This is a genomic window from Methylobacter tundripaludum, from assembly GCF_002934365.1.
GTDB lineage: Bacteria > Pseudomonadota > Gammaproteobacteria > Methylococcales > Methylomonadaceae > Methylobacter_A > Methylobacter_A tundripaludum_A.
The window spans coordinates 1-13,310 of sequence record NZ_PTIY01000015.1 but is presented as its reverse complement, the minus strand read 5'-3'; the positions used below and the strand labels follow the sequence as shown (position 1 = coordinate 13,310).

Annotated in this window: 13 protein-coding genes; 10 read left to right on the top strand and 3 right to left on the bottom strand. The window is 55.1% G+C overall.

The features are described 5' to 3' along the window. Window positions 1-265: 265 nt before the first annotated feature. Window positions 266-1,171 (top strand): EF-hand domain-containing protein, encoded by a 906-nt coding sequence (locus B0F88_RS15810; protein ID WP_104424903.1) that lies wholly within the window; start codon window positions 266-268, stop codon window positions 1,169-1,171. 42 nt (window positions 1,172-1,213) lie between these two features. On the opposite strand, the gene B0F88_RS15805 is transcribed toward B0F88_RS15810, so the two are convergent. Both B0F88_RS15805 and B0F88_RS15800 read right to left on the bottom strand, forming a co-directional pair. Further along, on the bottom strand, window positions 1,214-2,623 hold the full coding sequence (locus tag B0F88_RS15805) for an ATP-binding protein (RefSeq protein WP_104424902.1): 1,410 nt from the start codon (window positions 2,621-2,623) through the stop codon (window positions 1,214-1,216). A 4-nt stretch (window positions 2,624-2,627) separates the two neighbouring features. After that, the gene (locus B0F88_RS15800; RefSeq protein ID WP_104424978.1) at window positions 2,628-3,311 is read right to left on the bottom strand and encodes a response regulator transcription factor; all 684 of its coding nucleotides are present in this window, start codon (window positions 3,309-3,311) and stop codon (window positions 2,628-2,630) included. Window positions 3,312-3,499: 188 nt separating this feature from the next. Between B0F88_RS15800 and B0F88_RS15795 the strand changes: the two genes are divergently transcribed. From B0F88_RS15795 to B0F88_RS15755, 9 genes are all read left to right on the top strand, one after another. Then, entirely contained in the window at window positions 3,500-3,937 is a 438-nt protein-coding gene (locus B0F88_RS15795) for a Spy/CpxP family protein refolding chaperone (RefSeq protein ID WP_104424901.1), read from the top strand. 105 nt (window positions 3,938-4,042) lie between these two features. Then, on the top strand, window positions 4,043-5,323 hold the full coding sequence (locus tag B0F88_RS15790; RefSeq protein WP_104424900.1) for an alpha/beta hydrolase family protein: 1,281 nt from the start codon (window positions 4,043-4,045) through the stop codon (window positions 5,321-5,323). Between the two features lie 7 nt (window positions 5,324-5,330). Further along, complete coding sequence (locus tag B0F88_RS15785) at window positions 5,331-6,758, top strand: efflux transporter outer membrane subunit (protein WP_104424899.1); 1,428 nt, start codon at window positions 5,331-5,333, stop codon at window positions 6,756-6,758. Next, entirely contained in the window at window positions 6,751-8,034 is a 1,284-nt protein-coding gene (locus B0F88_RS15780; protein ID WP_104424898.1) for an efflux RND transporter periplasmic adaptor subunit, read from the top strand. The genes B0F88_RS15785 and B0F88_RS15780 overlap by 8 nt, the downstream gene beginning before the upstream one ends. Next, window positions 8,031-8,762, top strand: coding sequence for an ABC transporter ATP-binding protein (locus B0F88_RS15775; RefSeq protein ID WP_104424897.1), 732 nt, complete (start codon window positions 8,031-8,033; stop codon window positions 8,760-8,762). The genes B0F88_RS15780 and B0F88_RS15775 overlap by 4 nt, the downstream gene beginning before the upstream one ends. Further along, window positions 8,756-9,961 carry an ABC transporter permease gene (locus tag B0F88_RS15770; RefSeq protein ID WP_104424896.1) on the top strand — a complete coding sequence of 402 codons (1,206 nt, stop codon included), beginning with the start codon at window positions 8,756-8,758 and terminating at the stop codon, window positions 9,959-9,961. The genes B0F88_RS15775 and B0F88_RS15770 overlap by 7 nt, the downstream gene beginning before the upstream one ends. 210 nt (window positions 9,962-10,171) lie before the next feature. Continuing rightward, complete coding sequence (locus tag B0F88_RS15765) at window positions 10,172-11,395, top strand: HD-GYP domain-containing protein (RefSeq protein WP_104424895.1); 1,224 nt, start codon at window positions 10,172-10,174, stop codon at window positions 11,393-11,395. Between the two features lie 85 nt (window positions 11,396-11,480). Beyond that, window positions 11,481-11,696, top strand: a complete 216-nt coding sequence (locus B0F88_RS15760; RefSeq protein ID WP_104424894.1) for an addiction module protein — start codon at window positions 11,481-11,483, stop codon at window positions 11,694-11,696. Continuing rightward, the gene (locus B0F88_RS15755; protein WP_104424893.1) at window positions 11,693-11,983 is read left to right on the top strand and encodes a type II toxin-antitoxin system RelE/ParE family toxin; all 291 of its coding nucleotides are present in this window, start codon (window positions 11,693-11,695) and stop codon (window positions 11,981-11,983) included. The genes B0F88_RS15760 and B0F88_RS15755 overlap by 4 nt, the downstream gene beginning before the upstream one ends. A gap of 76 nt (window positions 11,984-12,059) precedes the next feature. On the opposite strand, the gene B0F88_RS15750 is transcribed toward B0F88_RS15755, so the two are convergent. Further along, window positions 12,060-13,198, bottom strand: a protein-coding gene (locus tag B0F88_RS15750) for an IS3 family transposase (RefSeq protein WP_258076704.1) whose coding sequence is annotated in 2 segments (ribosomal slippage) — window positions 12,060-12,958 and window positions 12,958-13,198 — 1,140 coding nt in all. Because the reading frame shifts where the segments join, the coding sequence is not laid out codon by codon here. Window positions 13,199-13,310 lie beyond the last annotated feature (112 nt).

The following is a 13,310-nucleotide window of genomic DNA, read 5'->3' as shown; positions in this document are numbered from 1 at the left end:
AAATTTGCCGGTCAACGCCAGACTTTACGGTTTTCACCGGTCGTTCCTTTCGTTAAACATCATCATCTTAACATTGGCCGAAAATCCTTAACATTCCTTAACTTAACTTTACCTTTCCGCCCCTGTTTTTAAGCCTTTCCTGGCCGATATATTGCTCAAGAACTATGTAGTTCCGTTAAGTCAGTCAGGGGCTGTCTTAACAGAACGGCGATATCGGACGGCCAACCGGCCATCCGGCAATTAAACCCAATATGAGGATAAAACCATGAGTATTAGCAGTGTAAACAGCGGCGGTTCTACAATGATGAGAGCCATGCAGCGCCCCGATCCATCGAAAATGGCCGAGGATCTATTTTCAAAGCTGGATACTAAAGGACAGGGCTATATTGAAAAAAGCGATTTGGAGGCCGCGCTGGGCAACGTGTCGCAATCGGGCGGCTCAAGCAGTTCCAGCGTAGCCGATGAAATGTTCTCCAAGCTGGATGGCGATGGCGACGGTAAAGTTACCAAGGAAGAAATGTCGGCAACCATACAAAAAATAGCCTCCGAGCTGGATGGGCCTGCTCCACGGGCGCGCATGCAAGGCGGCCAAGGCGGAATGCCCCCTCCACCTCCGTCTGGCGGCGCTCAAGGCGCGGGTTCGACAGACAGCGCGTCATCCTCCTCGGAAAGCAGCGATCCGGCCGATGCCAACGGCGACGGCACGGTGACTATTGAAGAGTCGCTGGCTTATGAGGCATCGCAAGCCTCGTCCGGCACCGATACAGCATCGACATCAGACGCCGATGGGCAGTTAATGCAAATGCTGGCCGGAGGCATGCCGCCACCGCCGAAAGATGGCGGCCCGAATGATCAAGGCTTTACCAAAGATCAACTGACCTCAATGGTGCAAGAACTGGGTTCGAAAGACAGCGAAAGAGCCAAGCTCATGAGCGATATAGCCGGTAATTTCGATGCAGCCGATACCGACGGCGACGGCAAGGTGAACGGTAGCGAGGCGAGAGCCTTTGAAGAATCGAAAAACGCGTCCGGCGCCGGCAGCGGCGCCGAGGCGTCATCTTCCGCATCCAGCGCCGATGCGCGATTCATGAAACAGATGATGCAATTGCTGCATGCCTACAGCGATCCTAACCAGACCGCTGAAAGCAACAGCTTTTCGACATCCGTTTAATTTAAGCCGCATCCCTCTGCCCGCATCGCCGCGCAGAGGGATCTACCCGGCAAAAGGAATTTCTATTTCGATGCGCAAACCGCCTTGAGGGCGGTTGCCGGCCTGAATACGCCCGCCGTGCGCCTCTATCGCACGATAGGCGATGGCTAAACCCAGTCCTATACTGTCAGCCTTGCTGCGGTCTCCGCTACGGAAAAACGGCTCGAAAATCGCCGCCAACTCGCTTTCGGCAACGCCCGGCCCCTGGTCATCAACCGTCACCTGCAAACGCCGCTTGCCGGTATCGAAACGGGCGGCGACCGACACTTCGCCGTGTTTCCTGCAATGTTGCAGCGCATTGCGCAGCACGTTTTCAATAGCCCGATGCAGCAATTCGCTCCGGCCTTTGACCACTGTTTCCGCTATGCCGTGATAACGAATCGAAACCGCATGCTGCTCAGCCTCAAAACGGGCGTCTTCGACAATATCGTCCAGCAACGCGCCGATGTCGAAATCGTGGCTTTCGCTGCCTTGAACACCGGCTTCCAGACGGGAAAGCATCAATAATCCGCCGACCAGATCGCTGATCCGCTGCGACTCCCGCTCGATACGATCGAGCATCGTCTGCGTCTTTTCCGGTTGCTGCTGAGCCACGCCGATAGCGGCCTGTATCCGCGCCAGCGGCGAACGCAATTCATGGGAAACATCGTGCAGCAAGCGTTGCTGGGCATGCACCAGGCTGTGAATCTGCCCGGCCATATGATCGAAATCCCGCCCCAAGTCGGATAATTCGTCGCGGCGTTTTCCCATCGACGCGCCGACCCGTGTATCCAGATCGCCCTGGGCCAGCGCGGCAAAAGCGTTACGCAAACTGCGGATCGGCTTGGCGAAATACCAGGCCAGCGCGGCGCTGAACATCAGGCTGGCCAACGTACCGGCCAGAATCGGCATCCGCGGCGTTGGCGGCTCGCGCGGCGGCCGGGAACGATGCGCCGAACGATCGCCCGGAGGAGGAGCAAAGCCGCCGTCCGGCATCGGCGGCGGACGGTCGGCAAAGCCATGCTCCGGCAACGGCACAAACAGCAAATAACGCTGCCCGTCGTCCGCCGTTACCACACGAATCGCCTCGGGATAAGCGGCCTGCTGGAATAAGGTGCGGGCCTGTTGCAAAACCTCGAGCGCCAAGCTGCGTTGCAGAATGTCCCGGTCTTGATCGTCCACCGCATAAACCGGCGGGAACGGGGTTTCGCGCATCGAATCGAGAAAACTGCGCAAACCGGCAACGCCGCCATGCCGGATAATATTCTCCGAGACAGCGACAAACGATGCGGCATGCCCGACATCGACCAACTGCCCGGCCTCTTGCCCCTGCCAGGCGTTATGCCTTAACCAGACCGCCGTGCCGACGCCGATACCGGCCACCAGCAAAGCCAGCCAAAAGGTAAGGAAAAACTTCCAGAACAACCGTCCCACGCCGCTACTCCTTTATCAATTGATAGCCTTGGCCGCGCACGGTCTGGATATACGAGCGCCCGTCGCTCTGGCAACCCAGTTTCTGGCGGATGCTGCTCATATGTACATCGATGCTTCTGTCGAAACGCGCCAAAGGCCGCCCCAGCGCTTTTTCGGACAGTTCGTTCTTGCTGACGATGCGGCCGAAATGCAGCGCCAGCGTTTCCAGCAAATTAAACTCGGTGCTGGTGAGCTCCAAATCATGGTCGAACCATGACGCCTTGCGTTTTTCGCTCCAGACTTTCAACGCGCCGGCAATAATCGGCCCGTTATCGCCGCCTTTTGCAGGCTGGGTCCGGCGCAAAATGGCACGGATGCGCGCCGCCAGCTCCCTCGGCGTGCACGGCTTGGGCACATAATCGTCAGCCCCCGATTCCAGGCCGATAATCCGGTCCACATCGTCGCCCTTGGCGGTAAACATCAGCACCGGGATACGGCTTTCCATGCGAATGCGGTTTAAAACCTCGGTGCCTTTTATATCCGGCAACATGATGTCGAGTATCACCAGCTGGTAATCTCCCGACAACGCCAGCCGCAGCCCCGACTCGCCCTGATGACTCACTTCAACGGCAAAGCCGTCCTGCTCCAGATACTCCTTGAACAACCCGGCCAATTCGACGTCATCGTCAATAATCAAAATCTTCGTCACACTCACCACCTTAATTACATTGTTGGCGTCATCATAGCGTTACGCCATCGCAACCGCCACAATTCGACCGCTGTATTTACCTGAATTTACATTTCAATAACAGTGCTTTACCTGCATTAGAGCGATACTGAACACGACGGAAACAACCTTGTTCCGTACTCTTTTCATTAAACCACTGGAGATTTTTTATGCGTAAACTATTGTTGATTTTAGTCTTATTCCCGGCGATAGCCCTGGCTAAGCCGCCCATGCACGGCGAATATCCTTGCGGGGACATGCCGTTCTCCGAACATCATAGACCCGGTCCCGACGACGAGGAGCGCATGCCGCGATTTTTACATCGAATCGACCTGACCGACAAACAACGAACTGAAATCAAAGCACTGCTCAAAACCCATCGCACCGAGACCGACGCCCAAATGGAAGCTGCGAAAAGCATCGGCAAGGAAATTCACCATCTGGTCTTTTCCTACGACTACAACGACGACAAAATCCGGGCGCTGTTTAACAAGGCTGACGTGATCCACCGGGAAATGGCGTTGCAAAAATCCAGATTGGACAACGCCGTGTTTAAACTGTTAACCGCCGAGCAGCAGAAAAAACTGCAAAGTAAATTCGAGGATTAATTCCTATAACTGCATGCCGCGCCCGGACTATGACCGGGCGCGGTTTTACATTTTATTGACAGGGATTTACCTGCATTTCAAGCAACCATTCGATCCAATCTTGCCATGAACAAAACTCACCCTGCTACGGCTTATTTTTTGGCGGCTGTCGCCTGCACGGCTTTCCTGACCGGTTGTTTTTTTCGCCCGTCCCCGCCGACACCGGAAGAGCAAAACGAAAAAATCGGACAGTTTATCAGCAAAGGCGGCTACGCTTCCGCGCACAGCTATGCGATCGATTCAGTCCGCGAAACCTGGTGGCACGATGGCCAAACCATCGAGGTTTCAATGCTTGCGCCGACGGAAAAAGGCCGTTATCCGCTGATTGTTTACCTGCCGGGCTTGGGCGAGCCCGCCGATGGCGGATGGCTCTGGCGCGAAACCTGGGCCAAGGCCGGTTACGCGGTTTTCAGCATACAGCCGGTAGAGATTGGCGAAGCGCTTAAAGAATTGGCTCCGATGCATGGAAAACCCGGAGATGATGAGCCTGAAATGTCCGACGAAGACAGATCAAGGCCGTCCAAGGCCGCCAGAAACAGCGAGCTGCATTATCTGGGCCATGAGTATTTCTCGCAAGCATCCCTGAAAAAACGCATCGACCACTTGCTTTGGGCCTACGCACAACTCAAGCTGAAAGCAAAGGCCGACCAAGGCTTGTTTGCCGCTGCGGATTTGTCCCGGTTGATCGTTGCCGGTTACGACATCGGCGCGCAAACAACGGCAGCGATGATCGGCGAGAAATTCGACGGCGTTCCGCCCCAGACGCAAGATTTCAAGCCGCTTGCCGCGATTCTATTCAGCCCGTCCGTGGATATGGCGCTCGGCAGCGTGGCAACCCGCTACCAGAACATTTCGATCCCCTTGTTGGTGGTGACCGGCAGCGAAGACGACGATCCTTACGGGATCAGTTCTCCCTACGTGCGCACCGCAATCTGGGAATATGCGCCGCGCGGCAATAAGTATTTACTACAATTGAATAAAGGCAGCCATCAATTATTGGCGGGATCTCATTTATCGCATCGGCAAGAACCAGACCCGGCTCAGGAGCCTGGCGAAAAAGCAGGGACCGACCGTAGCGGCATGCCGCGCTTTGGCGGTCATTTTCAAGGCGAAGACAGAATGGGCGGCGGCAGGGCCGGCGGGCCTCCGGGCGGCATGGGTAGAGGTAGGCCGCCACATGGCGGAATGCAGGATAGCGAACGGGATGCCAGACATACCGCCGCCGTATTCAGCATATCCGGCGCATTTTTAGACAGCGTCAGCAAATCCGACGCCTTGGCCCAGTCATGGCTCTCGGGAAAAGCCAATCAATGGCTGAAGAAGCCGTCAAACCTGAAAATCAAATAAACTGTTGATGAGAGCGACAAAAAGAGATGCGCTGTGGCTGGCGGTGCCGCTACTATCGGGATGTTTTATGGCAGGCCCTGATTACCGGCAGCCGCAAACCCAATTACCGGCAAACTGGAGCATTGCCGAAACCGGCGGCCCGTCTGCAAAAATGGCCGACATCAACCGTTGGTGGACCGTTTTCAACGATCCTGTTCTGACGGAACTGATCGGGAAAGCTCAAGCGGGTAATCGGGATTTATATCAGGCCGAGGCCAGATTACGTGAGGCGCGCGCTCGTCGTCAGTTGGCCAAGGCCAATTTGTTGCCGACATCGTCGTTAACCGCATCGGCCAGCCAAAGCGGCGGCAGCGAGGCTGCCGGTGGCGGCGCCACCAGCGAGCTGTACAGTACTAGCCTGGATGCCAGTTGGGAAATCGATATTTTCGGCAAAAAGCGGCGCGCCATCGAAGCGGCCGAGGCGACCATGCAGGCGGCGCAGGAAGATTTACGCGACGTTTTAGTCAGTTTGTGCGCGGAAGTGGCGCTTAACTATGTCGATGTACGCAGCGACCAAACCCGCCTTAAAATTACCGAAGACAACCTGGCCGCACAGAATGAAACCTACGACATTACCCGCTGGCGGTATCAAGCCGGACTGACCACGCAGCTGGATGTCGATCAGGCCAAATTGACAATGGAAAATACCCGCGCCGGCATCCCCAGTTTGCGAAGTACGCTGGAACAGGCCAAGCACCGGCTGGCGCTGTTGCTGGGACAACAACCCGACGCCCTGAAGCGGTTGCTGGCCGCATCCGCCCGGATTCCCGCCGCCTCTGCCGAGATCGGCGTTGGCATCCCGGCCGATCTGTTGCGCCGACGTCCTGATGTGCGGCGTGCCGAGCGTAAACTGGCCTCGCAAACCGCTCAAATCGGCGTTGCCGAGGCGGCGCGCTATCCCGATTTCACGCTATCGGGCTCTATCGGCCTGGAATCGCTGGCTTACGCCAATCTCTACAGCGCCGGGGCCAAGGCCTTTCAAGTCGCCGCAAATGCCGCCTGGACCTTACTCGACGCTGGACGCATCCGCAGTAACATCAATATTCAAAACGCCCTTCAGGAACAGGCGCTGGGTTTGTATCAGTCGACTCTACTGACTGCGCTCCGCGATGTCGAAAATGCGCTGACGGCTTATTCCGAAGAACGTAAGCGCCGCGATGCGCTGAACGCGGCTGTGGAGGCAGGCATCAGTGCATTGGCTCTGGCCGACGCGCAGTACGTTTCCGGCTTACTCGATTTTCAGCGGGTTCTGGATTCGCAGCGCTCGCTACTGAGCGCGCAAACCCAATTAGCCGCCAGCGAGTCTGAAGTCGCCGCCGATATTGTTCGACTTTACAAGGCGCTCGGCGGTGGCTGGCACGCCAACAACAATTCTGAGCAATCCGATCATGAATAATCCTAACAGCCAAGCAACACAACCTATCGCCGAAGTGCTCGGGCTCAATCCGGCAAACAGCCGCCAGCCGCTCAAAAAATGGCTGTGGCTTGCCGTCGCGCTCGGCGTCACGATCCTGGTCGTCGTCTTTGCCTTCAATAGCGGCAATAACCAACAAGCCGGTTATGTCACGCAAGCTGTAACGCGCGGTAATTTGGAGGTTACCGTCAGCGCCACCGGCACTTTGGCGCCGCTCAAGGAAGTCGAAGTCGGCATAGAGGTATCCGGGACCATCAAGTCGGTGGAAGCGGATTATAACGATAGCGTCACGGTCGGCCAGGTGCTGGCGCGTCTGGACACTACCCGGCTTGAGGCGCAAGCCTTGCAATCGCAAGCCGGGCTGGAGTCGTCCCGCGCCAAAGTCCGGCAGACTCATGCCAGCTTGCTGGAGGCGGAAGTGAAAATGGCGCGACAACTGCATGTCCGGCAATTGAGCGGCGGCAAAGTGCCGTCGCTATACGACCTCGACACCGCCAGGGCGACGCTGGCGCGGGCGCGCGCCGATGAAGCCGCCGCCAAGGCAGCTGTCGATCAGGCGCAAGCAACGCTGAATGTCAATCGCACCGACATTACCAAAGCGGTGGTGCGTTCGCCGATCAACGGCGTGGTGTTGAAGCGCTCGGTGGAACCGGGACAGACTGTCGCCTCGCAGTTTCAAGCGCCGGTGCTGTTTACGCTGGCCGAAGATTTAACGCAAATGGAATTACAGGTCGATGTCGATGAGGCGGATGTCGGTTTGGTGCAGCCGGGTCAGAAAGCGTTGTTTACCGTCGATGCCTACGCCGACCGCAGCTTTCCGGCCGAGATTACCCAAGTGCGTTTCGGTTCGGAAACGGTAGACGGGGTGGTAACCTATAAAACCGTGCTGCGGGTCGATAATTCCGCGCTGTCTTTGCGGCCGGGTATGACCGCCACGGCCGTAATTACCGTCAATAAAAAAACCGACGTTTTGTTGGTCGCCAACAGCGTATTGCGCTTTACGCCGCCGGTAACGCCGGGCCAACAAAAGGCTAAAGGCAGTTTCCTGGATTCGCTGCTGCCGCATCCGCCGGGTCAAGAGTCGCGTCAAACGGAGGCCGCAAACGGCAAAACCCAACAGGTTTGGACGCTACGCAACGGCGAACTCGCGTCTATCAGCATGACCAAAGGTGCGACTAACGGCATTGTCACCGAAGTTGTCGACGGCGCTGTTACAGCCGGTACCGAACTGGTTACCGGACAGGCCAGTAAACCATGATCGCTACGTCTGCCCATGAGAATCCGCAGCCGCTGTTGGAGCTGCAACAAGTCACTAAAGTCTATGGCAGCGGCGAAGCGGCTATGCCGGCCATGCGTGGCGTAAGTTTTCGGATTGAGCCGGGCGAATTTGTGGCCGTGATGGGACCGAGCGGCTCGGGCAAGAGTACCTGCATGAATATTTTAGGCTGTATGGATCAACCGACTGCCGGGCGATATTGTTTTCAAAATGTCGATGTCGGCCTGCTGTCGCGCAATCAGCGCACTTTGTTACGCCGTCATTATCTGGGTTTCATCTTTCAGGGCTTCAATCTGCTTAACCGCACCTCGGCGTTGGAGAACGTGGAATTGCCGTTGATTTATCGCGGTATCGACAGCGATGTCCGCCGCGCCGCCGCCTATCAGGCGCTCGACACAGTCGGCCTGAAAGGTTGGGAGCACCACACGCCCGGCGAATTATCCGGCGGGCAACAGCAGCGGGTCGCCATTGCCCGCGCTATCGTCACTCAACCTTTGTTGCTGTTGGCTGATGAACCGACCGGTAATCTCGACTCGAAACGCAGTGAGGAAATCATGGAATTGTTGACGACATTTAATCGCGATAGGGGGATTACCATCGTCATGGTTACTCATGAAGCCGACATGGCGGCTTACGCCAAGCGTACCGTGCATTTTCGCGACGGCCTGATCGAAAGCGATCAAACCCAACCCGGAGACAGCTTATGCTAGGCGTTGCCTTACGATTGGCATTGCGGGAAATGCGGCGCAACATCATGCGTTCGGTGCTGACCATGCTGGGCATCATTATCGGCGTTGCCGCCGTGATTGTGCTGGTTACCCTCGGCAGCGGGGCCACCCGGCAGGTGACGCAGCAAATCGCCAATCTGGGCAGTAATCTGTTGATGGTTAGCGTCGGCAAGCGCATGGGACCGGGGCAAAGTTCTACGGCCCCGGCCTTCAAATTGGCCGATGCCGAAGCGTTGGCCCGCGAGGCTCCTGCACTGGCTGCCGTGGCGCCGCAAGCATCGTCCGCCTCCACGGCTATTTTCGCCAATGAAAACTGGGGCACGACCGTGACTGGCAGCACCGAACAGTATTTCACGGTCAATAACCGTCAGTTAGCGGAAGGCCGTATTTTTACCGGCAGCGAGGCGCGTTCCGGCGCTGCCGTCTGTGTTATCGGCGAAACCGTGCGCGTCAAGTTGTTCGCCGGACAAAGCCCGCTCGGCGCAAAAATGCGCCTACGAAAACTGTCGTGCGAAATCGTCGGATTACTCAAGCCCAAAGGCCAGTCCACTATGGGCAGCGACCAGGACGACATCGTCATTGTGCCGTTGCGCACTTTTCAGCGCCGGATTGCCGGTAATGACGATGTCAGCCTGATCCAGGTATCGGCCAAGGACGACATATCGACGGATGCGGTTAAACAGGAGCTGCAGCGACTGCTACGAATCCGCCGACATTTGTCGGCGGACGAAGACGATAATTTTAATGTGATGGATATGAAAGAGATCGCCACCATGCTGTCAGGAACCACGCAAATGATGACGGGATTACTTGGCGCTGTAGCGGCGGTGAGCCTGCTGGTCGGCGGTATCGGCATCATGAACATCATGCTGGTGTCGGTTACCGAGCGCACCCGCGAAATCGGCATCCGCCTTGCCATCGGCGCGCTGGAAAACGAAATCTTGCTACAGTTTCTGGTGGAAGCGGTGGTGCTGTCGTCGTCCGGCGGGTTAATCGGCATTGCGCTGGCGCTGGTTTCTTCCAGTATATTGGCCGCTGTTTTGCAGGTGCCGTTGGTGTTTAATCTACCGGTTATCGCCATTGCGTTTGTGTTTTCGGCGACGGTCGGTATCGTGTTCGGCTATGTCCCGGCTCGCAAGGCGGCGCGCATGGACCCGATCGAAGCGTTGCGTCACGAGTAGCCCGCAAAGCCGAGGCTGCGGTCATTGCCAGGCAGTTCGATCAACGTTCGGATTGTCCATAATCGCAGCCAACCACTTGATCTTTATCGGTGCCGCAAGCCGCCCCCCCTTCTCTCTACCCAAATTTTTAAAGACAATTCTCGGCTCGCCTGTCAAAATCGGGAACATTTCCATTGAACAGATTCGTCATCAAACGGAGCACCGTGTGCCATGAAACTCCAACATATCGATATACATAACGCCATTACCGCATTAACTTGCTCGCTGGATTTAGTGGGCGTTGACGAAATCAGGCATGGCAAACGGGTGGCCGTCATGGCGAGGGCTATTGCCGAGCATTTGAACTGGCCGGAGAGCGAATGCCTGTCCATACTTTACTCGGGCATGCTGCATGATTGCGGGGTGTCCAGAATTCATGAACACCGCCGAATCACCGAAACGCTGGAATGGGAAGGTGCGGAGGATCATTGCATCCGCGGCGCCGATTATTTGTCGGCCTGTCAGCCGTTGGCACATTTGTCCACCGAAATCCGCTACCACCATACCCGCTGGGAAAAACTGCTGGAGACGCCTATCGATGATCGCCTCCGTTTGCGCGCCAATCTGTTGTTTCTCGCGGACCGTGTCGATGTACTGCAAGCGCCTTTCCTGGACAGCGGCCTGATCATGATCGAGTATCCGGGGATTATCGCCCGAATCAAAATGCTGTCCGGCATATTGTTTGCGCCGGAGTTGGTCGACGCCTTCGTTGAAATCGCCGATGTCGAAGCGTTTTGGCTGGCAATGGAACACGAATATCTGGATGAAGACTTACGGCGCATCGGCAGCCATACCCCAAAGACTTTGCTCGGTATTCCCGCACTCAAAGAACTGGCGCGGCTGTTTTCCCGCGTGGTGGACGCCAAATCCCCGTATACCGACGAGCACTCGCAGCGGGTAGCGCAAATCGCCCGGCAATTGGCTATGGATTTTGGTATTGGGGGTTACGAACTGGAGCAGGTCGAAATCGCCGGGCTGTTGCACGACATCGGCAAGCTGCGGGTATCCGAAGACATCATCGACAAACCCGGCAGCCTGACGCCGGAGGAACGGGCCACCATGCACCGTCATAGCTACGATACCTTCCGCATCCTGCAACGCGTATTTGAAGACTCGAAAATTCCGGTATGGGCCGGATTCCACCATGAGACCTTGATCGGCGACGGCTATCCTTTTAAAAACGGCAACAAAGAACTGGATCTGGAATGCCGCATTATTACCGTTGCCGATATTTTCCAGGCCTTAGCGCAAGAACGGCCTTATCGCCGCACCATGACGCTTGAGTATATTCTGAACGATTTACAGTCGCGCGTTGAAGACGGCCATCTCGATGCCAAAGTGGTTGCCAAATTGGCCGAGAATGCCGAACTCTATTACCGGCTGGCTGTGGCTTAAGTCAGGTTAGCTCGAACGATAACGTATTTTTTGCTGAAGTTCTGTATGATATAGCCCAACACAACAACATAGTGAGGTGCCGACTATGAATCAAAAACAGTTATTTGATCAGGCGTTAAGCCTCCCATTAGCCGATAGAGCGGCTTTGGCCGAACAACTGCTTGCCAGTCTCGATCAGCCTGATCCACAAATGGATGAATTAATAGCCATTGAAGCCGAACGTCGGATTGATGCTTACGATAACGGCAAAATGCGTTCAATACCGGCCCATCAAGTTTTCAGCCGATTAGAATCGAATTGAAAATCAGTTTTCTCGAAGCAGCTGAATGTGAGCTGCAATGCGCAATGGATTACTACAACCAGCAGAAACAAGGATTGGGATATGAGTTTCTTGCAGAGATAAAAGCCACAGTAGGCCGCATAGCCGACTTTCCAGAAGCATGGCAGCCGCTAAGTAAACGAACCCGGCTCTGCCTGACTCGCCGGTTTCCGTATGGCGTTATCTATCAAATCCGCGACGAAGATATATTGATTATCGCCGTTAGCCATTTACATCAAAGGCCGATGTACTGGAAAGACAGGCTATAGCTTTGATGAAGTAGTCATGTGGCGCAATACGCGATAAAGCCGCTATTGATCTTGCCCGGATTTCACGGACACTGAACTAAGCGACTTTTTTAGCTTCAAACGTTTCTGGGCTGACATAGCCCAATTTGGAGTGAAGCCGTTTGCGATTGTAATACACTTCAATATATTCGAACACTTGATACTTGGCTTCCGAACGCGTCAAAAACCGTTCGCCATGCACCGCTTCGACCTTAAAGCTATGGTTCCAGCTTTCCATTGCCGCATTATCGTAGCAATCGCCTTTCTTGCTCATACTACAAACCAATTGATGCTGGGTAAAAAGTTTCTGATAAGCGGCAGAACAATACTGGCTACCCCGGTCTGAATGCACAATGACACCCTTTGGCATGTGACGACGCCACAAGGCCATAACCAAAGCATCGCAAACCAAAGCAGCTGTCATGCGTTCTCCGATCGCCCAACCAATCACCCGGCGGGAATAAAGCTCAAGCACCACCGCCAAATACAACCAGCCTTCTTCCGTCCAAATATACGTGATGTCCGACACCCACTTTGGGTCAGGTACATCCGCAGTAAAATTTTGTTCCAACAGGTTGGGAGCGACAGGCAAGGAGTGGTTGCTGTTGGTGGTGGCTTTATATTTCTTGGCCGCTTTCGCACGCAAGCCATTATCCTTCATCAGCTTAGCCACACGGTGCCGACTGGCCGGTTTGCCTTCTTTTTGAAGCCGCCGGGAGATTCTGGGTGAGCCAGGTCGGCCTTTTTCGTCCTCAAAGACACGTTTGATTTCAGTCAACAGCTTTTGGTTAGCTTGATCCCTGTCAGAGAGGGGCCGATTTTTCCAACCGTAGTAACCACTGCGTGAAACCGATAGCAGGCGGCACATCATACCCACGGGATAATGATCTTCGTTGCCTTTAATCATGGCGTACTTCACTTGGGCATTTTTGCAAAGTACGCTGCCGCCTTTTTTAAAAAGGCCACCTCTTCCTCAAGGCGAGCGTTTTCTCGTTTAAGGCGCGACAATTCAGCTTGTTGGAGCTTTTGCTCTTCAAAAGGCTGGCCTGTCTGACGGCGTTTTGACCGCCATGAATAGAGCATTGATTCGGCAATCCCCAAATCCTGAGCTACCTTGGGAATACCATCACGATCGGCACGTTCCAATGCCTGCTCTTTAAACTGGGCTGTATATTTGTTTCGAACAGCGGGGGAAATTGATTCTTTTTTTGTTTCTTAGATTCAACTCATAAGTGCAATCGGCACTAATCGGAAAAGAAAAAGGTTAGCTGATATAGTTTCACGCTTTTTTCAATCCGACCAAAGACGA

Coding starts and splice junctions, on each gene's coding strand:
- B0F88_RS15810 (WP_104424903.1), top strand. CDS start 266: ATGAGTATTAGCAGTGTAAACAGCGGCGGTTCTACAATGATGAGAGCC.
- B0F88_RS15795 (WP_104424901.1), top strand. CDS start 3,500: ATGCGTAAACTATTGTTGATTTTAGTCTTATTCCCGGCGATAGCCCTG.
- B0F88_RS15790 (WP_104424900.1), top strand. CDS start 4,043: ATGAACAAAACTCACCCTGCTACGGCTTATTTTTTGGCGGCTGTCGCC.
- B0F88_RS15785 (WP_104424899.1), top strand. CDS start 5,331: ATGAGAGCGACAAAAAGAGATGCGCTGTGGCTGGCGGTGCCGCTACTA.
- B0F88_RS15780 (WP_104424898.1), top strand. CDS start 6,751: ATGAATAATCCTAACAGCCAAGCAACACAACCTATCGCCGAAGTGCTC.
- B0F88_RS15775 (WP_104424897.1), top strand. CDS start 8,031: ATGATCGCTACGTCTGCCCATGAGAATCCGCAGCCGCTGTTGGAGCTG.
- B0F88_RS15770 (WP_104424896.1), top strand. CDS start 8,756: ATGCTAGGCGTTGCCTTACGATTGGCATTGCGGGAAATGCGGCGCAAC.
- B0F88_RS15765 (WP_104424895.1), top strand. CDS start 10,172: ATGAAACTCCAACATATCGATATACATAACGCCATTACCGCATTAACT.
- B0F88_RS15760 (WP_104424894.1), top strand. CDS start 11,481: ATGAATCAAAAACAGTTATTTGATCAGGCGTTAAGCCTCCCATTAGCC.